Origin of the sequence: Comamonas sp. Z1 (assembly GCF_008121555.1) — a bacterium.
Classification (GTDB): domain Bacteria; phylum Pseudomonadota; class Gammaproteobacteria; order Burkholderiales; family Burkholderiaceae_C; genus Comamonas; species Comamonas thiooxydans.
Window position 1 is genome coordinate 172,436 of the sequence record NZ_VOQT01000009.1, and the last position, 25,076, is coordinate 197,511.

General features: G+C 61.8%; 28 protein-coding genes. 26 read left to right on the forward strand and 2 right to left on the reverse strand.

The window, feature by feature from the left end; all coding sequences use genetic code 11:
- Window positions 1-274: 274 nt before the first annotated feature.
- The 10 genes from FSY45_RS17125 to FSY45_RS17170 all read left to right on the forward strand — a co-directional run bounded on the left by FSY45_RS17125 (window position 275) and on the right by FSY45_RS17170 (window position 7,844).
- Window positions 275-466, forward strand: coding sequence for a phenol hydroxylase subunit (locus FSY45_RS17125; protein WP_046462200.1), 192 nt, complete (start codon window positions 275-277; stop codon window positions 464-466).
- Window positions 467-507: 41 nt separating this feature from the next.
- Complete coding sequence (locus FSY45_RS17130) at window positions 508-1,500, forward strand: aromatic/alkene monooxygenase hydroxylase subunit beta (RefSeq protein WP_046462199.1); 993 nt, start codon at window positions 508-510, stop codon at window positions 1,498-1,500.
- 11 nt (window positions 1,501-1,511) lie between these two features.
- A complete protein-coding gene (locus FSY45_RS17135) occupies window positions 1,512-1,805 on the forward strand; it encodes an MmoB/DmpM family protein (RefSeq protein ID WP_003066653.1) in 294 nt (97 codons plus the stop codon).
- A gap of 47 nt (window positions 1,806-1,852) precedes the next feature.
- On the forward strand, window positions 1,853-3,475 hold the full coding sequence (locus FSY45_RS17140; RefSeq protein ID WP_046462198.1) for an aromatic/alkene/methane monooxygenase hydroxylase/oxygenase subunit alpha: 1,623 nt from the start codon (window positions 1,853-1,855) through the stop codon (window positions 3,473-3,475).
- A complete protein-coding gene (locus tag FSY45_RS17145; protein ID WP_046462197.1) occupies window positions 3,472-3,828 on the forward strand; it encodes a phenol hydroxylase subunit P4 in 357 nt (118 codons plus the stop codon). Before FSY45_RS17140 ends, FSY45_RS17145 begins: the two co-directional genes overlap by 4 nt.
- 59 nt (window positions 3,829-3,887) lie before the next feature.
- Complete coding sequence (locus tag FSY45_RS17150; RefSeq protein WP_046462196.1) at window positions 3,888-4,961, forward strand: NADH:ubiquinone reductase (Na(+)-transporting) subunit F; 1,074 nt, start codon at window positions 3,888-3,890, stop codon at window positions 4,959-4,961.
- A 7-nt stretch (window positions 4,962-4,968) separates the two neighbouring features.
- Window positions 4,969-5,334, forward strand: a complete 366-nt coding sequence (locus FSY45_RS17155; protein WP_046462195.1) for a 2Fe-2S iron-sulfur cluster binding domain-containing protein — start codon at window positions 4,969-4,971, stop codon at window positions 5,332-5,334.
- Window positions 5,335-5,344: 10 nt separating this feature from the next.
- Complete coding sequence (locus FSY45_RS17160) at window positions 5,345-6,289, forward strand: catechol 2,3-dioxygenase (RefSeq protein WP_046462194.1); 945 nt, start codon at window positions 5,345-5,347, stop codon at window positions 6,287-6,289.
- 200 nt (window positions 6,290-6,489) lie between these two features.
- The gene (locus tag FSY45_RS17165) at window positions 6,490-7,380 is read left to right on the forward strand and encodes a transporter (protein ID WP_046462193.1); all 891 of its coding nucleotides are present in this window, start codon (window positions 6,490-6,492) and stop codon (window positions 7,378-7,380) included.
- Window positions 7,381-7,391: 11 nt separating this feature from the next.
- Window positions 7,392-7,844 carry a heme-binding protein gene (locus tag FSY45_RS17170; RefSeq protein WP_046462192.1) on the forward strand — a complete coding sequence of 151 codons (453 nt, stop codon included), beginning with the start codon at window positions 7,392-7,394 and terminating at the stop codon, window positions 7,842-7,844.
- A 28-nt stretch (window positions 7,845-7,872) separates the two neighbouring features.
- On the opposite strand, the gene FSY45_RS17175 is transcribed toward FSY45_RS17170, so the two are convergent.
- The gene (locus FSY45_RS17175; protein ID WP_046462191.1) at window positions 7,873-8,769 is read right to left on the reverse strand and encodes a LysR substrate-binding domain-containing protein; all 897 of its coding nucleotides are present in this window, start codon (window positions 8,767-8,769) and stop codon (window positions 7,873-7,875) included.
- A 112-nt stretch (window positions 8,770-8,881) separates the two neighbouring features.
- Here FSY45_RS17175 and FSY45_RS17180 point away from each other — a divergent pair, with 112 nt between their 5' ends.
- The 16 genes from FSY45_RS17180 to FSY45_RS17255 all read left to right on the forward strand — a co-directional run bounded on the left by FSY45_RS17180 (window position 8,882) and on the right by FSY45_RS17255 (window position 23,656).
- Window positions 8,882-10,336 carry a 2-hydroxymuconic semialdehyde dehydrogenase gene (locus tag FSY45_RS17180; RefSeq protein WP_046462214.1) on the forward strand — a complete coding sequence of 485 codons (1,455 nt, stop codon included), beginning with the start codon at window positions 8,882-8,884 and terminating at the stop codon, window positions 10,334-10,336.
- Complete coding sequence (locus tag FSY45_RS17185) at window positions 10,317-11,186, forward strand: alpha/beta fold hydrolase (RefSeq protein WP_046462190.1); 870 nt, start codon at window positions 10,317-10,319, stop codon at window positions 11,184-11,186. Before FSY45_RS17180 ends, FSY45_RS17185 begins: the two co-directional genes overlap by 20 nt.
- Before the next feature lie 4 nt (window positions 11,187-11,190).
- Window positions 11,191-11,973 carry a 2-oxopent-4-enoate hydratase gene (gene dmpE / locus FSY45_RS17190; protein ID WP_046462189.1) on the forward strand — a complete coding sequence of 261 codons (783 nt, stop codon included), beginning with the start codon at window positions 11,191-11,193 and terminating at the stop codon, window positions 11,971-11,973.
- Window positions 11,974-12,153: 180 nt separating this feature from the next.
- The gene (gene aphF, locus FSY45_RS17195) at window positions 12,154-13,074 is read left to right on the forward strand and encodes an acetaldehyde dehydrogenase AphF (protein ID WP_046462188.1); all 921 of its coding nucleotides are present in this window, start codon (window positions 12,154-12,156) and stop codon (window positions 13,072-13,074) included.
- 12 nt (window positions 13,075-13,086) lie between these two features.
- On the forward strand, window positions 13,087-14,124 hold the full coding sequence (aphG, locus tag FSY45_RS17200; protein ID WP_003066639.1) for a 4-hydroxy-2-oxovalerate aldolase AphG: 1,038 nt from the start codon (window positions 13,087-13,089) through the stop codon (window positions 14,122-14,124).
- Window positions 14,125-14,200: 76 nt separating this feature from the next.
- Window positions 14,201-14,992: a 2-oxo-3-hexenedioate decarboxylase gene (gene dmpH / locus FSY45_RS17205; RefSeq protein WP_046462187.1), complete on the forward strand. Its 792-nt coding sequence runs from the start codon at window positions 14,201-14,203 to the stop codon at window positions 14,990-14,992.
- 245 nt (window positions 14,993-15,237) lie between these two features.
- The gene (locus tag FSY45_RS17210; RefSeq protein ID WP_046462186.1) at window positions 15,238-16,218 is read left to right on the forward strand and encodes a tripartite tricarboxylate transporter substrate binding protein; all 981 of its coding nucleotides are present in this window, start codon (window positions 15,238-15,240) and stop codon (window positions 16,216-16,218) included.
- 181 nt (window positions 16,219-16,399) lie between these two features.
- A complete protein-coding gene (locus tag FSY45_RS17215) occupies window positions 16,400-16,609 on the forward strand; it encodes a 2-hydroxymuconate tautomerase (protein WP_255432064.1) in 210 nt (69 codons plus the stop codon).
- A 619-nt stretch (window positions 16,610-17,228) separates the two neighbouring features.
- On the forward strand, window positions 17,229-17,639 hold the full coding sequence (locus FSY45_RS17220; protein WP_046462185.1) for a VOC family protein: 411 nt from the start codon (window positions 17,229-17,231) through the stop codon (window positions 17,637-17,639).
- A 302-nt stretch (window positions 17,640-17,941) separates the two neighbouring features.
- Window positions 17,942-18,265, forward strand: coding sequence for a helix-turn-helix transcriptional regulator (locus tag FSY45_RS17225; protein WP_046462184.1), 324 nt, complete (start codon window positions 17,942-17,944; stop codon window positions 18,263-18,265).
- 46 nt (window positions 18,266-18,311) lie between these two features.
- Window positions 18,312-18,818 (forward strand): arsenate reductase ArsC, encoded by a 507-nt coding sequence (locus tag FSY45_RS17230; protein WP_046462183.1) that lies wholly within the window; start codon window positions 18,312-18,314, stop codon window positions 18,816-18,818.
- Window positions 18,819-18,940: 122 nt separating this feature from the next.
- A complete protein-coding gene (locus FSY45_RS17235) occupies window positions 18,941-20,230 on the forward strand; it encodes an arsenic transporter (RefSeq protein ID WP_046462182.1) in 1,290 nt (429 codons plus the stop codon).
- A 25-nt stretch (window positions 20,231-20,255) separates the two neighbouring features.
- Window positions 20,256-20,687, forward strand: a complete 432-nt coding sequence (arsC, locus tag FSY45_RS17240) for an arsenate reductase (glutaredoxin) (RefSeq protein WP_046462181.1) — start codon at window positions 20,256-20,258, stop codon at window positions 20,685-20,687.
- Window positions 20,674-21,390: an arsenical resistance protein ArsH gene (gene arsH / locus FSY45_RS17245; RefSeq protein ID WP_046462180.1), complete on the forward strand. Its 717-nt coding sequence runs from the start codon at window positions 20,674-20,676 to the stop codon at window positions 21,388-21,390. The genes arsC and arsH overlap by 14 nt, the downstream gene beginning before the upstream one ends.
- Before the next feature lie 3 nt (window positions 21,391-21,393).
- Window positions 21,394-22,584 (forward strand): MFS transporter, encoded by a 1,191-nt coding sequence (locus FSY45_RS17250; RefSeq protein ID WP_046462179.1) that lies wholly within the window; start codon window positions 21,394-21,396, stop codon window positions 22,582-22,584.
- A gap of 19 nt (window positions 22,585-22,603) precedes the next feature.
- A complete protein-coding gene (locus FSY45_RS17255) occupies window positions 22,604-23,656 on the forward strand; it encodes an ArsO family NAD(P)H-dependent flavin-containing monooxygenase (protein WP_046462213.1) in 1,053 nt (350 codons plus the stop codon).
- A gap of 157 nt (window positions 23,657-23,813) precedes the next feature.
- On the opposite strand, the gene FSY45_RS17260 is transcribed toward FSY45_RS17255, so the two are convergent.
- Window positions 23,814-24,755, reverse strand: a complete 942-nt coding sequence (locus FSY45_RS17260; protein WP_046462178.1) for a LysR family transcriptional regulator — start codon at window positions 24,753-24,755, stop codon at window positions 23,814-23,816.
- Window positions 24,756-25,076 lie beyond the last annotated feature (321 nt).

The window sequence follows — 25,076 nt, forward strand, 5'->3', positions numbered from 1 at the left end:
GCTACGGGATTGACCCGCATCCCCGGCCTTGAACTGCTGGCGCAATTGATGAATTGCGAACCTTTGCATGGGGTGCTTGATCATTTGATCATGCTGCACTGCAGTAGGCATTGAAGCATTGTGGCTGCTGTCCTAGGGTTTGCCCGGGAATCGCTGATCCCCAGCTTGCTCAAGCACGCACAAATTTAGGGAGTAACCCTAGATTTATCGATATTTTCATGAACTGGCACGGGCTGTGCAATTGCAAAGGCCATAGACCCGCCAGGAGCCCCTCATGGAAACAAGCACTCTCGATCTTCCCGCCTGCGATCTCACGCGCCGCTCGGTGCGCGTGCTGCAAAAGCGCGCCAACGGTTTTGTGGACTTCGAGTTCTCCGTGGGCTGGCCCGAACTCTCGGTGGAGCTGGCCATGACAGAGGCCGACTTTGAGGCCTTCTGCCAGGTCCAGAAAGCCAGGCTGCTCTGACCATCACTCACGCATCCCACGACAACACAGGAGACAAGCCCATGAATATCGAGCTTTCGGCGCGCGAGATACAGCCGCTGCGCCATACGTTTGCCCGCGTGGCAGCCTACACGGGAGACAAGCCCGCGTCGCGCTATCTCGAGGCCACGCTGGGCGTGCAGCCCACACACCACTTCCATTACCGGCCGCTGTGGGAGCCGGAGTTCGAGCTGTTCGACACCGGCCGCACGGCGATCCGCATGGCCGACTGGAACGCGCTGCGCGATCCACGTCAGTACTACTACGCCACCTGGACCATGACCCGTGCCAAGCAGCAGGAGGCCGTGGAAGCCAACTACCAGTTTGTGGAGTCGCGCAATCTGGCGGGCAAGATGTCCGATGCCCTGCGCGCCAAGGCCTGCGATGTATTGATGCCGCTGCGCCATGTGGCCTGGGGCGGCAATATGAACAACAGCCAGATCTGCTCACGCGGCTACGGTACGCCCTTCACGGCTGCGGCCATGATGCATGCCATGGACCATCTGGGCGTGGCCCAGTACCTCACGCGCCTGGGGCTGGTCATGGACGAGCCCGGCGTGCTCGAGGCCGGCAAGAACGACTGGATGCAGCACCCGGCCTGGCAGCCGCTGCGCCATCTGGTGGAAGACCTGCTTGTGGTGCAGGACCCCATGGAGCTGTTCTTAGCCCAGAACATGGTGCTCGACGGACTGCTCTATCCCCTGATCTACAACCACTTCGTGGACGAGCATGTCACGGTGCAAGGCGGCACGGCCGTGGCCATGCTCACGGCCTTCATGCCCGAGTGGCACACCGAGACCGCACGCTGGATCGATGCCGTGGTCAAGGTGGCTGCAGCCGAATCCGCAGACAACCGCAGCCAGCTGTCGCGCTGGTATCTGAGCTATGCCGACCATGCCGGCGTGGCACTGGCCGCCGTGGCCGAACTGGCCCTGGGTGTGCGTGGTGCAGCCGTGCTCAGCGAAGTCCGCCAAAGCCTGGATGCCCGTGCCCGCAAGGCCGGTCTGGACATCTGAGGAGCAGCGCCATGAGCACATCTGCTAGCACCCCCGTCTCCAAGGTGTTCATCGCCTTTCAGGACAACGAGGAATCGCGCCCCGTGGTGGACGCCATCCTCGCCGACAACACCCACGCCCAGGCCGTGTACTCGCCTGGTCTCGTGAAGATCGACGCCCCCGGCCGCCTGGTCATACGTCGCGCCAGCATTGAAGAGCAGACCGGTCGCCCCTACGAGCTGCAGCAGATCCAGATCAATCTGGTCACGCTGTCCGGCCATGTGGATGAGGACGACGACGAATTCTCCCTGAGCTGGAACCAGTAAGAGCCGCTCACCGAACACCACCAGACAACGCCATCCAAGGAGACACCATGGACGCACCCGTAATCAAGAAAAAGCTGGGCCTCAAGGACCGCTACACCGCCATGACACGTGGCCTGGGTTGGGAGACCAGCTACCAGCCCATGGATAAGGTCTTCCCCTATGACAAGTTCGAGGGCATCAAGATCCACGACTGGGACAAGTGGGAAGACCCCTTCCGCCTGACCATGGACGCCTACTGGAAGTACCAGGGCGAAAAAGAGAAAAAGCTCTACGCCGTGATCGAGGCCTTTGCCCAGAACAACGGCCAGTTGGGCGTGACCGATGCGCGCTATCTCAACGCGCTCAAGCTGTTCATTCAGGGCGTGGTGCCGCTGGAGTATTACGCCCACCGCGGTTTTGCCCATGCGGGCCGGCATTTCACCGGTGCGGGGGCACGCGTGGCGGCGCAGATGCAGTCCATCGACGAGCTGCGCCACTTCCAGACCGAGACCCATGCGCTGTCCAACTACAACAAGTACTTCAACGGCATGCACAGCTCCAGCCACTGGTTCGACCGGGTCTGGTTTCTGTCGGTGCCCAAGTCCTTTTTTGAAGATGCGCTGAGCGCAGGCCCGTTCGAGTTCCTCACGGCAGTGAGCTTCTCCTTCGAATATGTGCTGACCAATCTGCTGTTCGTGCCCTTCATGTCGGGCGCGGCGCACAACGGCGATCTGTCCACCGTGACCTTTGGCTTCTCGGCGCAAAGCGATGAGTCTCGCCATATGACGCTGGGCATCGAATGCATCAAGTTCATGCTGGAGCAGGACCCGGGCAATGTGCCCATCGTGCAGCGCTGGATCGACAAATGGTTCTGGCGCGGCTACCGCGTGCTGACCCTGGTGGCCATGATGCAGGATTACATGCTGCCCAAGCGCGTGATGAGCTGGAAGGAAGCCTGGGAGATGTATGCCGAGGAAAACGGCGGCGCTCTGTTCCGCGACCTGGCGCGCTACGGCATTCGCGAGCCCGCAGGCTGGAAGCTGGCCTGCGAAGGTAAGGACCACATCAGCCACCAGGCCTGGAACATCTTCTACAACTATACGGCGGCCGCACCTTTTCACACCTGGGTGCCCGGCGAGCAGGAGATGCAGTGGCTGTCCGAAAAATACCCGGACAGCTTTGACAAGCACTACCGTCCCCGCCTGGAGCACTACCTTGCCGAGCAGCAGGCCGGCAAGCGCTTTTACAGCAAGACCCTGCCCATGCTGTGCACCACCTGCCAGATCCCTATGGGCTTCACCGAGCCCGGTGACGCCACCAAGATCTGCTATCGCGAGTCCGACTACGAGGGCAGCAAATACCACTTCTGCAGCGACGGCTGCAAGCATGTCTTCGACGACGAGCCCGAGAAGTATGTTCAGTCCTGGCTGCCCGTGCACCAGATCTACCAGGGCAACTGCTTCAAGCCCGATGTGGACCCCACGGCCGAAGGTTTTGACCCGCTGGCTGCCGTGCTGGACTGGTACGGCATGAATGTGGGCCGCGACAACATGGACTTTGAGGGATCGGAGGACCAGCGCAATTTTGCGGCCTGGCACGGCGATCCGCCACCGGCAACCTCGGCCAACAAGGCAGCCAGTAACGCAGCCAGTAATGCTTCCGCCAACCCCAGCCAGGAGGCCCAGTCATGAGCGTCACCGCACTCAAGCCCTATCGCTTTCCCGCCAAGGATGTGCGCGAGAACTTTCCCGCGCCTCTGCTCTATATCGGCTGGGAAGACCACCTGATGTTCTGCTCGCCCGTGGCCCTGCCGCTGCCGCCCGACATGCCTTTCGGTGCGCTGGCCCAGGCCGTGCTGCCCGATGTCTATGGCGCCCACCCCGACTTTGCACGCATCGACTGGAGCGAGGTGCAGTGGTTCAAGTCGGGCCAGTCCTGGTCACCCGATGCGTCCAAGTCGCTGGCCGACAACGGCCTGACGCACAAGGATGTGATCCGTTTTCGCACCCCGGGCCTGATCGGCATCCAAGGCTCTTACAGCTAACCACCCTGGCGGTTGCAGCGCTGGCCTGGCCGGCGCTGCAGGAATGAGAGCGAGACGATATGAGCTACCAACTGACCTTAGAACCCCTGGGCGCCTCGATTGAAGTGGAGGAAGGCCAGACCCTGCTGGACGCCGCTCTGCGCCAGGGTATTTACATTCCCCACGCCTGCGGCCACGGCCTGTGCGGCACCTGCAAGGTCCAGGTTTGCGACGGCGAGGTGGACCACGGCGCGGCCAATCCTTTCGCGCTGATGGACATGGAACGCGAGGACGGCATGACGCTGGCCTGCTGCGCCACGCTGCAGTCCGATGCCACCATCGAGGCCGATTTCGAGGACGAGCCCGATGCACAAATCATCCCCGTGCGCGACTTCGCGGCCACAGTGGTGCGCATCGTCGATCTGACGCCCACCATCAAGGCTCTGCACCTGCGCCTGGACCAGTCCATGCGCTACCAGGCGGGCCAGTATGTGCAGCTGCGCATACCCGGTCTGAGCGAGGAGCAGGGCGGCTCGCGCGCTTTTTCAATCGCCAACGCGCCTGGCGCCGATGGCTGCGCCCAGGAAATCGAGCTCAATGTGCGCCTGGTGCCGGGCGGTGCGGGCACGGGCTGGCTGCACGAGCATTTGAGCGAAGGTGACAGCCTGCAGCTGGCCGGGCCCTATGGACGCTTTTTTGTGCGCCATTCGGCATGCCAGCCCATGGTCTTCATGGCTGGGGGCTCGGGGCTTTCCAGCCCACGCGCCATGATTTTGGAGCTGCTGGCCAATGGTTGCGAGCAGCCCATCACTCTGGTCTACGGCCAGCGCTCGCGCGAGGAGCTGTACTACGACGACGAGTTTCGCGCCCTGGCCGCGCAGCACCCGCATTTCACCTACATCCCCGCGATATCGGGCGAGGACTGCGGGGATTGGCAAGGCGCGCGTGGCTTTGTGCACGAGGCTGCGCAAGCCCATTTCCAAGGCGGCTTTGCGGGTTGCAAAGCCTATCTGTGCGGGCCACCACCCATGGTCGAAGCCTGTATTTCCACCCTGATGCAGGGCCGGCTGTTTGAGCGCGACATCTACACCGAGAAATTCCTCTCGGCCGCCGATGCGCAAGGCGCGCGCAGCCCCTTGTTCAAGCGTGTCTGAGGCCGCCATGCCAGCCATGCAAAACGTGCAAGTCAGCGTGGAGCAAACCGGCGATACCTATGCCTGCGGCACCCACGAAAGCTTGCTGAGTGGCATGTTGCGTCTGGGGCGCAAAGGCATTCCGGTGGGCTGCGTCAACGGTGGCTGCGGCGTCTGCAAGGTGCAGGTGCTCGAAGGTGCGGTACGCCATCTGGGCCCCGTGAGCTGTGCCCATGTGAGTGATCTCGAACGCGATCAGGGCTACACCCTGGCCTGTCGTGTAGCCCCGCTGGAGGCCGTACGCATTGCGGTGGCACAGCGCTTGCACAAACCATTTTTTCTGCGGGCGGCTTCCCCGGCGCCCACAACCCACGACACACCAACAAGCAACTAAGGAGACAAACATGGGTGTAATGCGAATCGGCCACGCCAACTTGCGCGTGATGGACATGGAGGCTGCGCTCAAGCACTACGAAAACGTGCTGGGCATGAAGGTCACGCTGCGCGATGCAGCGGGCAATGTCTACCTCAAATGTTGGGACGAGTGGGACAAGTATTCCCTCATCCTTACGCAAAGTGATCGCGCCGGCCTCAACCATGTGGCCTACAAGGTGCAAAACGATGCCGACCTCGACAGCCTGCAGGCACGCATCGAGGCCTGGGGTGTGAAGACCACCATGCTGCCCGAAGGCAGCCAGCCCACGGTGGGCCGCATGCTGCAGTTCAATCTGCCCAGCGGCCATGAGATGCGCCTGTACGCCAAGAAGGAGTGCGTGGGCACGGACGTGGGCTCTCTGAACCCCGACCCTTGGCCCGATGGCCTCAAGGGCGCAGGCGCGCACTGGATAGATCACTGTCTGCTGATGTGCGAGATGAATCCCGAGGCCGGTATCAACACCGTGGAGGACAACACCCGCTTCATGGCAGAGTGCATGGACTTCTTCCTGACCGAGCAGATTCTGGTCGGCCCCGAAGGCAAGATGCAGGCCGCAACCTGGATGGCGCGCTCCACCACGCCGCACGACATCGCCTTTGTGGGCGGCCCCACCTCGGGCCTGCACCACATTGCCTTCTTTCTGGACTCCTGGCACGACGTGCTCAAGGCCGCCGACGTCATGGCCAAGAACAAGGTGCGCATCGACGTGGCTCCCACGCGCCACGGCATCACGCGCGGCGAGACGATTTACTTCTTCGACCCCAGCGGCAACCGCAACGAGACCTTTGCCGGCCTGGGCTATTTGGCCCAGCCCGATCGCCCCGTGACCACCTGGAGCGAGGACCGTCTTGGCAGCGGCATTTTCTATCACACGGGTGAGCTCGTGGCGTCATTTACGGATGTGTACACCTGAAAGGGAACACCCCATGAGGCGCTTTGCGCCTTCCCCCGCTCTTCGCATCGCAAGCGATGCGGGCAGGGGGACGCTGCCAGCGCTGCGGGGCGGCGCTTGCGCGGCAGCCCTCATATGGGCCGCGCCAGTTTTTGGCGTAGCCCCCTGCACAGCCCCATGGACCCCCGAGACATCTGTGAACCCACAAGAAAGAGATAGAGATGAACCACAAGATTGCATCTGCTGCCCTGGCCCTGCTGGGTACGTTGGCAGCCTCGGCCGTGCAGGCCGAAGGCCATTACGTCCCCGGTGTAGAGGGCATGCAGGGCCCCAGCGTGCCGCCGCCCGGCGTGTACTACCTGGGCTATATGGTGAACTACAGCATCGACGATTTCCGCGCGCCGGGTAGCAGCGACAACCTGCCCGGCCACAACCGTGGAACCGTGACGGCCCTGGCCAACCGTTTTGTCTGGATCACCAACTACAAGCTGCTCGGTGCCGACTACGGCATGGAGGCCATCGTGCCGGTGATGCGTACCTCACTCACGGTGAATGCGGCCGGCATTTCCGATAGCCGTTCGGGCGTGGGCGACGTTTATCTGGGTCCGCTGGTGCTGGGCTGGCATGGCCCGCAGTGGGACGCTGTGGCCGGTGCCGGTATCTGGCTGGATTCGGCCAGCAGCCGCGACCCGGCTTCGCCAGGCAAAGGTTACAAAAGCACCATGCTCACCGGTGGCCTGACCTATTACTTTGACGCTGCCAAGACCATTTCGGCCTCGGGTCTGATGCGTTTTGAGCGCAACGGCAAGAACGATATGGGCTTTCGCAACGGTAACCAGGTGACGCTGGAATGGGGTCTGGGCAAGCATTTTGGTGCCGTGCAAGCCGGCCTGGTGGGTTACAGCCAGTGGCAGATCAGCGATGACAAAGGCCCGGGTGCCACGGGCCAGCATTCCTCGCGCCATGCACTGGGCGCCGAGCTGGTCTACCCGGTGCCGGGTGCAGGCGTGTTCCTCAAGGGCGCGGTCTACAAGGAAGTCAGCGCCACGGCCGGCACGGGGGCCCTGCCCAAGGGTTCGCTGGTGCGCTTCACAGTAGTCAAAGCATTTTGAGGAGGCTTGACATGCTGGACTCACTGATGGTTTCTCAGCCCGTGATCCGCACCGAAGCTGCCTTGCGCGCCGTGGGTGCGGCCGTAGCCAAGGCAGTGGAATTGGGCGTGCGTGTCAATGTGGCCGTGGTGGATGCGGCCGGGGTGCAGGCCGCGTTTGTGCGGATGACGGGCGCACCCTTGCACTCCATGGACATCGCCACGGACAAGGCCTATACGGCCGTGAGCTTTGGCCTGCCCACGGGCCAGTGGCATGAGGCCTTGGCCCGGCATTCGCCGGCCGTGCGCCAGGGCCTGGTCCTGCGACCGCGTTTTGTGGGCTTTGGCGGTGGGCGGCCCATTGTGGTGGAGGGCGCGCGCATTGGCGGCATCGGGGTGTCCGGCGGCAGCGAGCAGCAGGACGAGATCATTGCCGAGGCCGGCCTGCAGGCCCTGGGCCTGGTCGAGGACCAGCAAGGTGGCTAAAACCTGGCGCCTGCCTGCCCCTCCAGGCCTAGGTTTTGCCCTGGCCCGCAAAGGTGCGCACCACGTCCAAAAAGGCCGCCAGCACTGGCGATGCATCGTCGCTGCGGTACAGGCAGCTGAGCTCGATGTCACGCAAGTGGCGCGAGTGCAGCGGCCGGTATTCCACGCCGGGCAGACGCAGGCTGGTGGCCGAACGCGTGGTGATGCAGGCGCCAAAACCGCCTGCCACCAAAGCCACGCAGGTCAGCACATCTTCCACCGACTGGGCTACGTTCAGACGCAGGCCCTCGCGGTGGAAGGCATTGCTGACTTCCTGGGCCAGGCCATGCAAAGAGAGATTGGGGTAGAGGATCATGGGCTCGTTGTCGAGCTCGGACAGTGCGACCTCGTCGTGCTCGCACAGCCTGTGCGTGGCCGGCAGGCCCACGACCAGGGCTTCCTTGAGCACGGTCTGCACGCCTATGCCAGGTTCTGCAGGCACCAGCCGGTTGAAGCCAATGGTGATTCTGCGTTCGCGCAGCGCCTGCAGTTGCTCGTCCTTGGTCTGGTTGTGCAGCGCTATGCGCACCTCGGGCCTGGCCTGGTGAAACGCCGCCAGCAGGCGCGGAATCACGTCCAGCACGCCGGAGCCAAAAATGCCCACGTCCAGCTGGCCAGTCAGTCCCTGACCGGCTCTTTGCGTGCGCTCGCGGGCGCGCTCGGCCAGCGACAGGATGTTGGGCACCTCGTCCAGCAGGGTCTGGCCTGCCGCCGTCAGCTCCACGCCCTTGGGCGTGCGCACAAACAACTCGGTGCCCAGCTCCTCTTCGATGGCACGTATCTGCCGCGTCAGCGGTGGCTGGGCCATGTGAAGCCGGGCCGCGGCCCGGCCGAAATTCAGCTCCTCTGCCAGCGCCAGAAAGTACCTCATCTGCCTCAAGTCCACGGGGTGGCTCCTTAATACCTTATAGGTATTGATTTTGGAAAATTCAGTATTGGACAGTATTGAACACCGAATTTATCGTTGCTGCAAAAGCATGCGTGACAGGAAGAAAACCATGAAAGACATCCAGAACTTCATCAACGGTGCCTACGTTTCCACGGGGCGCAGCTTCGACAAGCACTCACCGCTCACGGGCCAGGTGATTGCCAAGGTGCATGAGGCCGGCCGCAGCGAAGTCGATGCCGCCGTGGCTGCAGCGCGCACTGCGTTGAATGGACCCTGGGGCCGTATGAGCGTGGCCGAGCGCGTGGAAAAACTCTATGCCGTGGCCGATGGCATCAACCGCCGCTTCGAGGAGTTTCTGGCTGCCGAATGTGCGGACACGGGCAAGCCGCGCAGTGTGGCCAGCCATATCGACATTCCGCGTGGTGCGGCCAACTTCAAGATCTTTGCCGACGTGGTCAAGAACGTGCCCACGGAGTTCTTCGAAATGGCCACGCCGGACGGGCGCGGTGCGATCAACTACGGCCACCGTGGTCCGGTGGGCGTGGTGGGCGTGATCTGCCCGTGGAATCTGCCCCTGCTGCTGATGACCTGGAAGGTCGGCCCGGCCCTGGCCTGCGGCAACACCGTGGTGGTCAAGCCTTCCGAGGAATCGCCCCAGACTGCAGCCCTGCTGGGCGAGGTCATGAACGAGGCTGGCATTCCTCCCGGCGTCTACAACGTGGTCCATGGTTTCGGCCCCGATTCGGCCGGCGAGTTCGTCACCAGCCACCCTGGCGTGGATGCCATCACCTTCACCGGCGAGACGCGCACTGGCGAGGCCATCATGAAGGCTGCGGCCAAGGGCGCACGCCCCGTGAGCCTGGAGATGGGGGGCAAGAACGCCGCCATCGTCTTTGCCGACTGCGATTTCGACGCGGCCATCGAAGGCACGTTGCGCTCGGCCTTTGTCAATAGCGGCCAGGTCTGCCTGGGCACGGAGCGCGTCTATGTGGAGCGCCCGATTTACGAACGCTTTGTGGCCGCGCTGAAGCAGCAGATCGAGGGTTGGAAGATCGGCGTGCCCGAAGACGACGACACCAAGCTGGGCCCGCTGATCAGCAAGGAGCATCAGGCCAAGGTGCTGTCGTATTACCAACTGGCGGTGCAGGAAGGCGCCACCGTGGTCACCGGCGGCGGCGTGCCCGACCTAGGCGCCCAGTATGCGGACGGCGCCTGGGTGCAACCCACGATCTGGACCGGCCTGCCCGAGACGGCACGCGTCATCAAGGAAGAGATCTTTGGTCCCTGCTGCCATATCGCCCCCTTCGATACCGAGGAAGAGGTGCTGACCAAGGCCAATGACAACGTCTACGGCCTGGCCAGCGCCGTCTGGACGCAAGACCTGACCCGCGCCCACCGCGTGGCCCAGCGCATGCATGTGGGCATTTCCTGGGTCAACAGCTGGTTTCTGCGCGATCTGCGCACGCCTTTTGGCGGTGCCAAGCAATCGGGCATCGGCCGCGAAGGCGGTGTGCATTCGCTGGAGTTCTATACGGAGCTGAAGAATGTCTGCATCAAACTCTGAGCGAAATCCGGAGCTGGCGCAGTCCATCGCCGTCGCTGGCATCCGTACCAATTACCACGACCTGGGCAGCGGTCATCCCGTGCTGCTGATCCACGGCTCGGGTCCGGGTGTTTCGGCCTGGGCCAATTGGCGGCTGGTGATGCCTGCGCTGGCCGAGCGTGCGCGCGTGATCGCGCCTGACATGGCGGGCTTCGGCTACAGCGAACGACCCGATGGCTTCGCCTATGGCATGGACGCCTGGGTCGAACAGGCCGTGGGCCTGCTCAATGCGCTGGGAATCGCCCGGGCTGATCTTGTGGGCAATTCGTTCGGCGGAGGCCTTGCGCTGGCACTGGCGATCCGCCATCCCGAGCGCGTGCGCCGCCTTGTGCTCATGGGCAGTGTGGGTGTTCCGTTCGAGCTCACGCCGGGGCTGGACGCAGTCTGGGGCTACGAGCCGTCCATAGACGCCATGCGCCAGTTGCTGGATATCTTTGCCTACGACCGGAGCATCGTGAACGACGAGCTGGCGCGCCTGCGCTACGAGGCCAGCATCCGGCCCGGCTTTCACGAATCGTTCTCGGCCATGTTTCCCGCACCGCGCCAGCGCTGGGTCGATGCGCTGGCGAGCCGCGAAGAAGACATCCGCCGCATTCCGCATGAAACGCTGATCGTGCATGGCCGCGAGGACCGCGTGATCCCGCTGGCCAACTCGATCACCTTGTCTGACTGGATTGCGCGATCGCAACTGCACGTCTATGGCCATTGCGGGCACTGGACGCAGATTGAGCACAGCGCCCGTTTTGCACGCCTGGTAGCCGATTTCCTGGCCGAAGCCGACGCTGATGAACCCCATCCCTTAGCCGATTGAACCTATGAACACCGAACTGCAAGAAAAGCTGGGCGACGAGCTGTACGAGGCACTGTCGCAGCGTCGGGTGCTCGAACCATTGAGCACCCGCTACCCCGATATCGGCATCGCGGATGCCTACGCGGTGCAGCAGCACATGCTCGCGCGGCGCATTGCTGCGGGTGAGCGCGTGGTTGGCAAGAAGATAGGCGTGACCTCCAAGGCCGTGATGGACATGCTGGGCGTGTTCCAGCCCGACTTTGGCTGGCTCACCGATGGCATGGTCTTCAACGAGGGTGAGGCCGTATCGGCGAGCAGCCTGATACAGCCCAAGGCCGAGGGCGAGATCGCCTTTTTGCTCAAAAAAACGCTCCAGGGTCCGGGCGTGACGGCAGCCGATGTGCTGGCCGCCACCGAGGGGGTGATGGCCTGTTTCGAGATCGTCGACTCCCGCATCCGCGACTGGAAGATCAAGATCCAGGACACGGTGGCCGACAACGCCAGCTGCGGCGTCTTTGTGCTGGGCGATCGCCTGGTCGACCCGCGCGATGTGGACCTGGCCACCTGCGGCATGGTGCTGGAGAAAAACGGCGAGATCGTGGCCACGGGCGCGGGCGCTGCCGCCCTGGGCCATCCGGCCAATGCCGTGGCCTGGCTGGCCAACACCCTGGGCGCTCACGGCATTGCGCTGGAGGCCGGGGAGGTAGTGCTTTCCGGCTCGCTGGCCGCCATGGTGCCGGTCAAGGCCGGGGACAACCTGCGCGTGACCATAGGTGGAATAGGTAGTTGTTCTGTGAGGTTTGTTTAAGCGTCAAACCAGCCCCCAGGTCGCATGACCGGGCGCGTTCCAAGGTCAGGGACAGAGAGCAAGGGCCCAGGCGGCCCCGCCGCCCCGCAGCGAGGCTGTCGTCCCCCTTCCGCGAAGCGAGAGAGGGGGAAGGCGCGCAGCGACTCAGGGGGTGTTATTTCAAAACTGGAGACAAAAGAGATGAAAAAAATCAAATGCGCGCTGATCGGGCCGGGCAATATCGGCACCGACCTATTGGCCAAGCTGCAGCGCAGCCCCGTGCTGGAGCCGGTGTGGATGGTGGGCATAGACCCCGATTCCGATGGTTTGAAGCGGGCGCGTGAAATGGGCATCAAGACCACGGCTGAGGGCGTGGATGGACTGCTGCCGCATATGCACGCCGATGGCGTGCAAATCGTGTTCGACGCCACCAGCGCCTATGTGCATGCAGAGAACTCGCGCAAGGTCAACGAGCAGGGAGCGCTGATGATTGACCTCACGCCGGCGGCCATAGGCCCTTTCTGCGTGCCCCCGGTCAACCTGATGCAGCACCTGGGCAGCGGCGCCATGAATGTGAACATGGTCACCTGCGGGGGGCAGGCCACCATCCCCATGGTGGCGGCGGTGAGCCGTGTTCAGGCCGTGGCCTATGGCGAGATCGTGGCCACCGTGTCCTCCAAGTCCGTGGGACCGGGCACGCGCAAGAACATTGACGAATTCACGCGCACCACGGCAGGTGCCGTGGAGAAGGTAGGCGGTGCCAAGAAAGGCAAGGCCATCATCGTCATCAACCCGGCCGAACCCCCTTTGATGATGCGCGACACCGTGCACTGCCTGACCGAGGACGAGCCCGACCAGGCCGCCATCACCGCCTCCATCCACCAGATGCTGGCCGAGGTGCAGAAATACGTGCCTGGCTACCGCCTGGTCAACGGCCCGGTGTTTGACGGCAAGCGCGTCTCCGTCTTCCTCGAGGTCGAAGGCCTTGGCGACTACCTGCCCAAGTACGCGGGCAATCTGGACATCATGACCGCCGCCGCCGCGCGCACGGCCGAGATGTTCGCCGAACAAGTGCTGGCCGGCAAGCTCACGCTCGCACCCATGGCCCCCGTAGCCGCCTGAAGGAGAGGCAACATGGAACTCAAAGGCAAGAAGATCACCGTCCACGACATGACGCTGCGTGACGGCATGCACCCCAAGCGCCATCTGATGACGCTGGAACAGATGAAGAGCGTGGCCCAGGGCCTGGATGCGGCCGGCGTGCCGCTGATCGAGGTCACGCACGGCGACGGCCTGGGCGGAGCCTCGGTGAACTACGGCTTTCCCGCGCACAGCGACGAGGAATACCTGTCCACCGTGATCCCGCTGATGAAGCAGGCCAAGGTCTCGGCCCTGCTGCTGCCTGGCATAGGCACCGTGGACCACCTGCAGATGGCGCATGAGCTGGGCGTGTCCACCATCCGCGTGGCCACACATTGCACCGAGGCCGATGTGAGCGAGCAGCACATCACGGCCGCACGCAAGCTGGGCATGGACACCGTGGGCTTTTTGATGATGGCGCATATGAACAGCGCCGAAGGTCTGGTCAAGCAGGCCAAGCTGATGGAAGGCTATGGCGCCAACTGCGTCTATGTGACCGACTCGGCAGGCTATCTGCTGCCCGACCAGGTCAAGGAGCGCATTGCCGTTGTGCGCGCTGCGCTCAAGCCCGAGACTGAGCTGGGCTTTCACGGCCACCACAACCTGGCCATGGGCGTGGCGAATTCCATCGCCGCCGTGGAAGCCGGCGCCAACCGCATCGATGCGGCGGCCGCAGGCCTGGGCGCCGGTGCGGGCAACACCCCCATGGAAGTGCTGGTGGCCGTGTGCGAGCGCATGGGAATTGAGACCGGCGTTGATGTCTGGAAGATTCAGGATGTGGCCGAAGACCTGGTCGTGCCGCTGATGGACTTCCCCATTCGCGTGGACCGCGATGCGCTGACCCTGGGCTATGCGGGCGTGTACGGCAGCTTTTTGCTGTTCGCCAAGCGGGCCGAGAAGAAGTACGGCATTCCGGCGCGTGATCTGCTGGTCGAGCTGGGCCGGCGCGGCATGGTCGGCGGCCAGGAAGACATGATCGAAGACACGGCGCTGACCATGGCGCGTGCGCGCGGGATCAAGGTCGCAGCATGAAGCGCCGAGCCCTGCTCAATGCATCGGCGGCCTGAGGCCTTGCCCGCCCACTCATTTTCAATATTCGGAGCACCACATGGCACTTTACCCCGCAACCATTGAACAACTGGCCGAGCATTTGGAGACCTGCGAACTGCAGGCCCACGATACCTTGAAGATCACCGACGCCCATCCCGATATGGACTGGGACGATGCCTACGCCATTCAGGCCGCCATCCTGGCGCGCAAGCTGGCGCGCGGCGCGCGCGTGGTGGGCCTCAAGGCCGGGCTGACCTCGCACGCCAAGATGAAGCAAATGGGCGTCACCGACCCGGTGTTCGGCTTTCTGGTGGACTACTTCAGTGTGCCTGATGGCGGCACGGTCAAGACCTCGGAGCTGATCCACCCCAAGGTGGAGCCCGAGATCGCCTTTGTGCTCAAGCATGCACTCAAAGGGCCTGGCTGCCACATCGGCGCCGTGCTGGCCGCCACCGACTTTGTGATGCCCGGCATCGAGGTCATTGACAGCCGCTACCGCGACTTCAAGTTCGACCTCAAGAGCGTGGTGGCCGACAACACCTCGGCCGCGCGCTTTGTGGTCGGTGGCCAGCCCCTGCGCCCCGACGCCGTGGACCTGCGCACCGTGGGCCTGGTGCTGGAGAAAAACGGCCAGCCCGTGGCCATGGGGGCCGGTGCGGCGGTGCTGGGCCACCCGGCTGCGGCCATTGCCATGCTGGCCAACCACCTGGGCCGGCGTGGCCAGGAAATTCCGGCGGGCAGCCTGATTTTGTCGGGCGGCGCTACCGAGGCCGTGGCCGTGGCCGCTGGCGACCATGTGTGTTTGCGCGTGCAGGGGATGGGCAGCACCTCGATTCAGTTCGCCCCCTAAGTCGCTTCGCATCTTCCCTCTCTCTCTTGGGGAGGGGGGGAAGATGCCCTCGCTACGGGGCGGCCCTTGCTCGGCCTCCCAGGCCTGAGCCGCGCCGGGCTTGTGAGCAGGAGGGCGCTTGAACCCGCCCCACAACGGGAAGGCAGCGCTTCAGGCAAGGGGTTGCAACAGCACTAAGAGTTGTCTTGGCGCCCCCAAATGATGCGCACCATCAAGTTTTTTCAGAACGACAACGGAGACAAGCAATGCAAAGAAGAGAGTTGATGACAGCGGTCGCCATGGCTGCGATGGCCATGGGCCTGCCTGGGCTCGCCCTGGCGCAGGCCGGCTATCCCACGCGCCCGGTGCGCATGATCGTGCCGTTTCCTGCGGGCGGCCCCACGGACGTCATGGGCCGCGCGGCTGCCAAGGCCATGTCCGACAAGCTGGGCCAGCCCTTTGTGGTGGAAAACAAGGCTGGGGCCGGCGGCAATATCGGCACGGACGCCGTGGCCAAGGCAGCAACTGACGGCTACACCATAGGGCTCACAGCCATCAGCAGCCTGGCCATTGCGCCCCACCTGTACAACAGCGTGCCTTTTGATGTGGAGAAGGACTTGCGCCCCATCTCCCTGGTCGGCACCACGCCTTGCGCGCTGGTGATCAACCCGGGCGCGCCGTTCTCCGACCTCAAGGGCATGGTGGCCTATGCCAAGGCCAATCCCGGCAAGGTGAATTACGCGACCTCGGGCATTGGCACCAGCAACCATCTGGCGGCCGAATTGCTGCAGTCTGTGGCCGGAATCCAGCTGACCAATGTGCCCTACAAGGGCTCGAGCCAGATCGTGCCCGATCTGCTGTCGGGCACAGTAATGATGAGCATGGAAAGCTCGCTGGCCACGACCTTGCAGCACATCAAGGCTGGCAAGCTGCGGGCCATTGCCGTGACCTCGCCCCAGCGTTCCAAGGCCTTGCCCGATGTGCCCACGGTGGCCGAGTCGGGCTACCCCGGCTTCGAGGTCGAGACCTGGTTCGGCCTGGTCGCACCGGCCGCCACGCCCCAGGCCGTGATCACCAAGCTGCAGCAGACGTGGGAGGTCGGTGCCAAGACGGGCGAGGTACAGCAGGCCTTTGACAACATCTCGGGCAATCTGCGCGTCAACACGCCGCAGCAGTTCGCCGATTTCATTCGCGCTGAGAACAAGCGCTGGGGAGACTTGATTCGCAAGTTGGGGATAAAAGCTTAACCCCCCTGAGTCGCCTGAGGCGCCTTCCCCCCAGGGGACGACGCCTTTGCCGCGAGGCGGCTCTTGCTTTGCGTCTCTGAGTTGGGCTCTGCCGGTTTTTTGGCGCTGCGCCTCTTGACTTGCCGCCTCGCCCCTTCGGGGAGAGGGGGGCAAGTCAGCGCCGCGCAATCGATAACGACTGATAGAAAAAGGAAGTTCTATGCCATTCGCACAAATCTACATGATTGAAGGCCGCAGCGAGGAACAGAAAAAGGCGGTGATCGAAAAGGTTACCCAGGCCCTGGTCGAGGCCGTTGACGCTCCCACCGCCAATGTGCGGGTCTGGATACACGATGTGCCCAAGGAGAACTGGGGCATTGCCGGCGTCAGTGCCAAAGAGCTGGGACGCTGACCGGGCGGAGGCTCTACCTCTCTTGATCGTCTCGGTCTTAAATTCTTCAGGGTAGATCGACCAGAGTCTGTAGATGGTTCAAAGCCTCCTATTTCCGTTCCAGTAGGAGCACTTGGATGTACGGTCCCGGGAAGTCATGGTGCATTTTTCAGACTGGAACAGCAGAAAGCACTATGGCAATCCGCCCGTATGGCAGCGCCCGCACAACGCTGCGTAGCTGTCGGCGTCAATGTTCGGATGGCCGTTATGGAGCGGTGACCGATAGGTTGCGATGCGGCTACGAACAGCGGCAATCGCTGCACAGCAGTAGATCAACGAGGTTTGAGCGGCTGCAACCGGTCGATAGCTGCCTTGGAACATTAGCGACTCTCGGTTGCGGCCATTGTCTGCCTGCGACCTTAACGACGGCTAATGCAGTTGGCTGACACTGGTGCTGCTGGATATGATGTACCAATAGCTTGTTCTCCCGCTCCGAGGCTGGGAAGCTGTGGTGGCCACGCCAGCGCCACTCTGGGCAGGAAGACGGCCTCACATGCAGCATGCAGCTTCTGGACGAACTGTTGACGTCGCTCGCCAACGCCTGAGGATTCCCTCTCAACACAGACCTTGAAAGTCTCAAATGTCCAAGAAAATCTTCGTCAATCTGCCCGTCGCTGACCTGCCGAAGGCCAAGTCCTTCTATGAAGCAATCGGCGCCGTCAACAACCCGCAGTTCAGCGATAACACCGCCGCCTGCATGGTCGTCTCCGACAGCATCTACGTGATGCTGCTCACCCACCCGAAGTGGGCTACGTTCACCCAAAAGCCTATCGTCGATGCCCATGCTGCCAGCGAAGTCATGTTGTGCCTGAGCGCCGACGACCGCGCGGCCGTCGACAGCGTGGTTGAGGCTGCTTCTGCTCACGGCGGCAAGGCGGACGTGAACCCCTTGCAAGACCTCGGCTTCATGTATGGCCGCAGCTTCGAGGACGTAGACGGCCACATCTGGGAAATCATGTTTATGGACATGAGCCAGATGCCTCAAGGCTGACGCAACCTTGACCATCGGCAACGCCATAGACGTCTTCTAGCGCTGCCTGCGCGGCAATGTGCTGGCCACCAGCTCAGGCCGGTAGCACTGGTTTGCGGACTTCGCTGACAGCCGACTTCTCCGGCTGAGACCGCATATCAGGGTGTCCGCTTCGTGGCATATCCGAGCACTCACACGATCGACCAGAGGCAGTCACTCGGTGCTGAACTCCATGAGCGATCATTGGCATTCTGCGGTCCTAAAACGGTGCCCATTTTTTGAACATTAATACATTAATTCAACAATTGATGTATTATTAACTAATGCAAGAAGCAAACGCCATCCGCTCGCTCTCCGCTCTGGCCCATGAGGCCCGATTGCGCGTATTTCGGGCCCTTGTTGTGGCCGGGCCTGAAGGCCTGACACCTAGTGCATTAGCTGAGCAGCTAGGCATCGCGCCGAATGCACTGTCCTTTCATTTGAAAGAGCTTTTTCATGCCGACCTGGTCAGCCAGGAACGGCAGGGCCGAAACGTGCTCTATCGCGCGGCCTTCCCCGTGATGAACGATCTGTTGGCATATCTCACCGAGAACTGCTGCCAGGGCGCGGTTTGTACCGATGACGCCGCTATGCCATGCCAGTGCTAGACGTCGCTGCAAGCTTTTCCCACACCCAAGTCCTGCTGCCAAAACCATGTCTGACAACAAAGCTCCCCTGAACGTCCTGTTCCTGTGCACTCACAACTCGGCACGCAGCATCTTGGCCGAGGCCTTGCTCAACGATATGGGTCAAGGCCGTTTTAAGGCCTATTCGGCGGGCAGCAGCCCCCGAGAGAATCAACAACCCAATCCGCTGGGGCTGCAAGTGCTGCAAAAGGCCGGTGTCTCGGTAGATGGTTTGCGCAGCAAGAGCTGGGACGAGTTTGCCGTTTCTGGCGCGCCGCATATGGATCTGATCATCACCGTGTGCGACAACGCCGCTGGCGAAGTCTGTCCGTTTTGGCCTGGTCACCCCGCCACAGCGCATTGGGGCTACCCGGACCCCTCGGAAGGCGATGCCTCTGACGAGGCAAAGCTGGAAGCCTTCCGGCAGACGATGCACATGATTCGTCGTCGCCTGGAGCTATTGGTGAACCTGCCGGCGCAAAAGCTGGAGCAGGCTGTGCTGCAGTCTACGGCGCGTGAACTCTCTTCGCACTGAATCCCGTTACTGCCATTGCGATCCAGATCCAAAGTCTGGATTGCAGTACCAGGCTTCACTGACGTCCGCACGCTGTGGGCGGCACTGATGCCGACTCATAGCTTTTCTAGGACCTATACGTCATGTTGGCGGCCATCCTGATTTTCATCTTCACCCTGACGCTGGTTATCTGGCAGCCACGCGGCCTTGGTATTGGTTGGAGCGCCTCGATTGGGGCCGGTATCGCGCTGCTGATGGGAGTCGTGCACTTGGCTGATATTCCGGTGGTCTGGCATATCGTCTGGAATGCCACGGCGACCTTTGTCGCCGTCATTATCATCAGCCTTTTGCTGGATGAGGCCGGTTTCTTCGAATGGGCTGCATTGCACTTTGCCCGCTGGGGTGGTGGCAGTGGAGTCAAGCTGTTTGCTTTCATCGTGCTGCTGGGGGCCGCCGTTTCGGCCCTGTTCGCCAATGACGGAGCCGCCCTGATTCTCACGCCCATCGTGATGGCCATGCTGGTGGCGTTGGGCTTTTCTCCGGCAGCAACGCTGGCATTTGTCATGGCCGCCGGGTTTATTGCCGACACCGCGAGCCTGCCGCTGATTGTCTCCAATCTGGTGAATATCGTCTCCGCCGACTTTTTCAAGATCGGCTTCAACGACTACGCATCGGTGATGGTGCCGGTCAACATCGCCTCGGTCCTGGCCAGCCTCGGTGTGCTGCTGCTGTTTTTCCGACGCGATATTCCTGCCACCTACGATGTGGCCCAGCTCAAACAGCCGTCGGCTGCGATCAAGGATGTGGCCACCTTCCAGGCTGGCTGGGTCGTGCTGGTCTTGCTTCTGGTCGGCTTCTTCGCGCTGGAGCCCCTGGGCGTCCCTGTCAGTGCTGTGGCAGCCGTGGGAGCTGCGATCTTGCTGGCGGTGGCTGCGCGTGGCCATGTCATCAGCACCAGTAAAGTGCTTCATGGCGCTCCGTGGCAGATCGTGGTGTTCTCGCTGGGGATGTACCTGGTGGTCTATGGGCTGCGCAACGCGGGGCTTACGGATTACATCGCCATGCTGCTGAACCAGCTTGCAGCCGGTGGCGTGTGGGCCGCTTCACTGGGCACAGGCGTGCTGTCTGCGGTGCTGTCTTCCATCATGAACAACATGCCCACGGTCTTGATCGGAGCCTTGTCCATCGATGCGTCCACAGCCAGCGGTGCTGTCAAGGAGGCCATGGTGTACGCCAATGTGATTGGCTGCGATCTGGGTCCCAAGATCACGCCGATTGGCAGCTTGGCCACCTTGCTGTGGCTGCATGTGCTGGGCAAGAAAGGCACAACGATTGGCTGGGGCTACTACCTCAAAGTCGGCGCGGTACTGACTCTGCCCGTGCTGCTCATTACCCTTGCCGCCCTGGCCTTGCGGCTCAGCGTGGTGCCATGAATCTTTGCAACGGAAATCTTGCGTTATGAGCGACATCACGATTTACCACAACCCTTCTTGCGGCACCTCCCGCAACGTCCTGGCCCTGATCCGCAATAGTGGGGTGGAACCCATGGTCATCGAATATCTCAAGACGCCGCCTGATCGCGCCACGCTGGCGGGCCTGATCCAGGCCATGGGCATGCCAGTGCGCGATGTGTTGCGCCAAAAAGGTACGCCGTATGACGAGCTTGGCTTGGGTGAGCACAAATGGACGGATGAGCAATTGATTGACTTCATGCTCCAGCACCCCATCCTGATCAATCGCCCGATAGTGGTCACCCCGCTGGGAACCCGCTTGTGTCGTCCCTCGGAGGTCGTGCTGGACATCCTGCCAAAGCCTCAACAGGCCGCATTCTCCAAAGAAGACGGGGAAGCCGTCATTGACTCGAAAGGAAACCGAATTGGCGAGCACTGATCTACCGAACCTCGACGAACAAGTCTTTGAAAAGCCCTGCCTGGAAGGCCTTTTGCCCTCGCAGCGTGCGACGCATGCGCCGCGCATACTGCTGTTGTATGGTTCGGTTCGAGACCGTTCCTATAGTCGACTGCTGACCGAAGAGGCGGCGCGCCTGCTGCGCAAGATGGGTGCCGAGATCAGGATCTTCGATCCACGTGGCCTGCCGCAGCCCGATGGTGCCCCCGACGATCACCCGAAGGTCAAGGAACTGCGTGAGCTGGCTGTGTGGGCCGAGGGCATGGTCTGGACCTCTCCAGAGCGTCATGGTGCCATGAGCAGCATCCTCAAAGCGCAGATAGACTGGATTCCTTTGTCCGCTGGTGCCGTGCGACCGACGCAAGGCAAGACATTGGCGGTGATGCAAGTCTCGGGTGGTTCGCAGTCCTTCAATGCGGTCAACCAGATGCGGGTGCTGGGTCGCTGGATGCGCATGATCACCGTCCCGAATCAGTCGTCCGTTGCCAAGGCATTTGCCGAGTTCGACGAGGCTGGCCGAATGAAGCCCTCTTCGTATTACGAACGGGTGGTGGACGTGATGGAAGAGTTGGTCAAGTTCACGCTGCTGACGCGAGACTGTTCGGACTACCTGGTGGATCGCTACAGCGAGCGCCGTGAAAGTGCCGAAGAACTGTCCAAACGGGTCAACCAACGCAGCATTTAAACGATGCAGACGGCACTGAACCGCACGCAAGTCACAGTCATGCTCGGGATTGCCCAGACCCTGTCCTGGGCCTCGTCGTACTACTTGCTCGCGGTGCTGGCCAGGCCAATCAGTCAGTCGACAAGCACCTCGTACTCTCTGGTGTTCGGCGCTTTCTCTGCAGCCTTGCTGGTGGCTGCAGCGGTAGGCCCCATCGCGGGCCGACTGATTGATCGCTTTGGCGGAAGGTCGGTGCTTCTCGCCAGCAATCTGGTTTTTGCCTGTGGCTTGCTGATGTTGAGCCAGGCCACGCAGACACTGCATATCTTCGTGGCGTGGGCGTTCATGGGCGTGGCGATGGGCAGCGGCCTCTACGAAGCCGCGTTTGCCAGTGTTGTGCACCTGTATGGCCAGGATGCGCGCCCAGCCATTACCGGAATCACGCTTTTTGCTGGCTTTGCCAGCACCGTGGGCTGGCCGCTTTCCAGCTATCTGGAAGGTCTTTACGACTGGCGCGTCGTATGCATTTTCTGGGCTGCTTTGCACCTGCTGCTCGGCCTTCCGCTCAATGCCTTGTTATCGCGTGCCAAGCCCAACCCGAGGGAAGTGGTTAAAGAACAAAAGCCGCCTGGAGCTGAGTCTCAGGGCGGAAACAACGCAGGCATCAGTCTTAAGCGCACTGCCTATCTGATGGCCTACGTTTTCGCGGCGTCCTGGTTCATCAGCACAGCCATGGCTTCCCACCTGCCTCAGATACTTCAGGCCAGCGGTGCAACTTTGGCTGCTTCGATTGCTGCTGCTGCATTGGTCGGGCCTGCCCAGGTTGCAGGTCGGGTGCTGGAATACAGCTTTCTCAAGAAAGCACACCCGTTGCTGTCGGCGCGCCTGGCCATTCTTGCCCATCCATTGGCTGCCGTCTGTCTGGCCCTGGCCGGTGCGTCGGCAGCCAGCGTTTTTGCCATCCTGCACGGCCTTGGCAATGGCATCTTGACGATTGCCATAGGCACACTGCCGCTCAAGGTGTTCGGATCTCAAGGGTATGGCCAGCGCCAAGGTTGGCTCATGGTTCCAGCACGTATCGTGCAGGCAGGCTCACCATTTCTTTACGGGCTGGCTGTCGCAAATTGGGGCAGCCAGGCTCTGTGGCTGTCTTCCCTGCTGGCGATTAGCGCATTTGCGGCTCTGTGGTCGATGCGTGTGAATGCACAGCAATGAAGACAAAGAGAGGTCAACAATGTCGTTTCACGATGTGATCATCGTTGGGGCAGGTCAAGCAGGCCTATCGGTGGCGTACTTTCTGCGTCGCTCCAATCTGTCGGTGCTGCTGCTGGATGCCGAGGAAGCCGGGGGCGGGGCCTGGCAGCATGGATGGGACTCGCTGAGGCTTTTTTCCCCCGCTTCCTGGAGTTCCATCGCGGGATGGCCAATGCCTGCTTCGGGTGAGCAATATCCAAGTCGTGACCATGTGGTCGACTATCTTCGCAAGTACGAAGCACGCTACGAACTCAAGATCGAGAGGCCGGTATGCGTCACAGGCATTGAACCTACTGAGCAAGGCTTCCAGGTCAATGCCGGAGTGAGAAGCTGGCATTCGCGTGCCGTTGTATTTGCCACGGGAACATGGCGAAATCCATTTGTCCCCAACGTTGAGGGTTTGATGTCCTTCAAGGGACAACAGTTGCACTCAGCTCAGTACGCATCTCCTGAGCCGTTCACAGGCAAGAGGGTTATGGTGGTCGGCGGAGGAAACTCCGGCGCACAGATCCTGGCGGAGGTCTCGCTTGTTGCGCAGTCCACGATCTGGGTCACGCTGGAGCCTCCAGCCTTTTTACCGGACGAAGTCGATGGGCGAGTACTCTTCGAGAGGGCTACTGCACGTTGGCAGGCATTGCAGGAAGGCAAAGATCCGGAGAACCTGCCGGGTGGCTTTGGCGATATCGTGATGGTTCCCCCTGTCCTTGACGCACGCCAGCGCGGCGTGCTGCAGTCTGTCGGCCCGTTTGAGAGCCTCACGGCGGACGGGGCCGGATGGCGCGACGGGAGTACCAAATCCTTTGACGCGGTCATCTGGTGTACCGGCTTTAGGCCAGCGTTACAGTCTCTGGAGACTCTTGGCGTTGTCAACGAATCCAGAGTCACGGTAGACGGCACCCAGGTGCATGGGGTCCCAGGTTTATGGCTTGTGGGCTACGGTGAATGGACCGGGCCAGCGTCTGCCACGCTCATTGGAGTCATGCGCACAGCTCGTAGCACAGCAAGCGAGATTACGCGGTACCTATTGAACTGAATGACCGCTGCTCCTGAATCTAAAGGTCTGCTGTGGGTCGTGAGCAGCCCCTTTTCGTTGGCAGCGACAGGCCAGAAGCGGGCATTGAGAGAGTCATTCCAAGCGACTGCTTGCGCTCCGAAGGACTTCACTTTGAGCCCGGTGCACCACTTCGATCCTAGACTGTCCCCCAAGGTCTGGGGCCCATGGGAGGGCTAATCGAGCCAGACAACCGCACTTGTATCAATTCCAGCAGTGCCCGGGCACGAGCAGTCACGGAATGGCGATGGCTGTATGCCCCCAGCAATTGCAGAGGGCCAGGACGAAGGTCCAGTGACACTTCCTGCAACCGACCCGTTGCAAGGTCTTCCTGGCAGGGATAGGCCGCCACAATCGCGAAGCCGATGCCTTGCCGTGCGCCTGCCACGGCCAGTTCTCCGCTGTTGACGCGGTAGCGGCTGCGGACTGGCACCTTGACGATTTCTCCCGCGGCGTCCTGAAACTGCCAAGGTTGACCCTTCAGCGCACTGAGGGTGGTGATGCAGGGCAGGGATTTCAGTTCGCGCACATGGCGTGGCATACCGGTCCTGGCCAGCAAGGAGGGGGCGGCAACCACGATGCTGGGCAGTGTGGCGAGTTCGCGGGTGATGAAAGCACTGTCCTCCTGATGGCCCCGATGGAAGACGATGGAAAGGTCGACGTCCTCTCGAAGTACCTCCAGCCCGGTCATCCGGGTATCGCATTCGAGCTCGATGCCTGGATGGAGGCTACAGAATTCGGCGAGGATGGGAGCCAGCAGCCTTGGTGCCTCCCCGGGCATGCAGATCTTCAGAGGTCCACGCAGTTCGCGCTGCACCGCGCCAAGCTCCTCCTGTGTAGAGAGCAGTGTGTCGAGCAGGGGCTTGGCGCGTTCGTAGAGCAATCGGCCGGCTTCCGTCATGCGCAGGTGGCGGGTGCTTCGCTCCAGCAGGCGTGTACCGAGTCGGCGCTCCAGTGATGCAACGTGGCGGCTGACGTTGGACGAGGGCATGGCCAAAAGCCGCGATGCGCCGGCAAAGCTTTGCTCATCAACAACCGCCGTATAGACGCGTACGGTATTCAGGTCGAGTGCATCGCGCATTGATTATCCCGTTTGAGGTATGAAAACGTCCCAGTTTTGCATGCTAGTTCTCTGTAGTGGCGAAATCTAAGATGCCCTTTTGCTCGATGCAACGCAGTGCGCCATACATCGGGCATCGTATGGACAGGAGAGATTCAGCGTGGAAATTGGAATACTTGGCGGTGGTGTTGATTTCCACCCAGAAGTGACCCACTGGGGGTGCGGACAAAAACTTGGACTACCAGGAGGTAGTTCATGTACTCATACGCAGACAGGATTCGTGCAGTTGAGCTTTACATCAAGCTTGGCTTGCGTGTCAGAGCCACGATTCGCCAGTTGGGG

Bases quoted from the DNA above. Each gene is read 5' to 3' on its own strand.
- FSY45_RS17155 (WP_046462195.1), top strand. From the start codon at position 4,969: ATGCCAGCCATGCAAAACGTGCAAGTCAGCGTGGAGCAAACCGGCGAT.
- FSY45_RS17150 (WP_046462196.1), top strand. From the start codon at position 3,888: ATGAGCTACCAACTGACCTTAGAACCCCTGGGCGCCTCGATTGAAGTG.
- arsC (WP_046462181.1), top strand. From the start codon at position 20,256: ATGAGCGACATCACGATTTACCACAACCCTTCTTGCGGCACCTCCCGC.
- FSY45_RS17125 (WP_046462200.1), top strand. From the start codon at position 275: ATGGAAACAAGCACTCTCGATCTTCCCGCCTGCGATCTCACGCGCCGC.
- FSY45_RS17185 (WP_046462190.1), top strand. From the start codon at position 10,317: ATGTCTGCATCAAACTCTGAGCGAAATCCGGAGCTGGCGCAGTCCATC.
- FSY45_RS17140 (WP_046462198.1), top strand. From the start codon at position 1,853: ATGGACGCACCCGTAATCAAGAAAAAGCTGGGCCTCAAGGACCGCTAC.
- FSY45_RS17135 (WP_003066653.1), top strand. From the start codon at position 1,512: ATGAGCACATCTGCTAGCACCCCCGTCTCCAAGGTGTTCATCGCCTTT.
- aphF (WP_046462188.1), top strand. From the start codon at position 12,154: ATGAAAAAAATCAAATGCGCGCTGATCGGGCCGGGCAATATCGGCACC.
- FSY45_RS17145 (WP_046462197.1), top strand. From the start codon at position 3,472: ATGAGCGTCACCGCACTCAAGCCCTATCGCTTTCCCGCCAAGGATGTG.
- aphG (WP_003066639.1), top strand. From the start codon at position 13,087: ATGGAACTCAAAGGCAAGAAGATCACCGTCCACGACATGACGCTGCGT.
- FSY45_RS17170 (WP_046462192.1), top strand. From the start codon at position 7,392: ATGCTGGACTCACTGATGGTTTCTCAGCCCGTGATCCGCACCGAAGCT.
- FSY45_RS17260 (WP_046462178.1), bottom strand. From the start codon at position 24,755: ATGCGCGATGCACTCGACCTGAATACCGTACGCGTCTATACGGCGGTT.
- FSY45_RS17165 (WP_046462193.1), top strand. From the start codon at position 6,490: ATGAACCACAAGATTGCATCTGCTGCCCTGGCCCTGCTGGGTACGTTG.
- FSY45_RS17225 (WP_046462184.1), top strand. From the start codon at position 17,942: ATGCAAGAAGCAAACGCCATCCGCTCGCTCTCCGCTCTGGCCCATGAG.
- dmpH (WP_046462187.1), top strand. From the start codon at position 14,201: ATGGCACTTTACCCCGCAACCATTGAACAACTGGCCGAGCATTTGGAG.
- FSY45_RS17250 (WP_046462179.1), top strand. From the start codon at position 21,394: ATGCAGACGGCACTGAACCGCACGCAAGTCACAGTCATGCTCGGGATT.
- FSY45_RS17160 (WP_046462194.1), top strand. From the start codon at position 5,345: ATGGGTGTAATGCGAATCGGCCACGCCAACTTGCGCGTGATGGACATG.
- FSY45_RS17255 (WP_046462213.1), top strand. From the start codon at position 22,604: ATGTCGTTTCACGATGTGATCATCGTTGGGGCAGGTCAAGCAGGCCTA.
- dmpE (WP_046462189.1), top strand. From the start codon at position 11,191: ATGAACACCGAACTGCAAGAAAAGCTGGGCGACGAGCTGTACGAGGCA.
- FSY45_RS17220 (WP_046462185.1), top strand. From the start codon at position 17,229: ATGTCCAAGAAAATCTTCGTCAATCTGCCCGTCGCTGACCTGCCGAAG.
- FSY45_RS17230 (WP_046462183.1), top strand. From the start codon at position 18,312: ATGTCTGACAACAAAGCTCCCCTGAACGTCCTGTTCCTGTGCACTCAC.
- FSY45_RS17210 (WP_046462186.1), top strand. From the start codon at position 15,238: ATGCAAAGAAGAGAGTTGATGACAGCGGTCGCCATGGCTGCGATGGCC.
- FSY45_RS17235 (WP_046462182.1), top strand. From the start codon at position 18,941: ATGTTGGCGGCCATCCTGATTTTCATCTTCACCCTGACGCTGGTTATC.
- FSY45_RS17130 (WP_046462199.1), top strand. From the start codon at position 508: ATGAATATCGAGCTTTCGGCGCGCGAGATACAGCCGCTGCGCCATACG.
- FSY45_RS17180 (WP_046462214.1), top strand. From the start codon at position 8,882: ATGAAAGACATCCAGAACTTCATCAACGGTGCCTACGTTTCCACGGGG.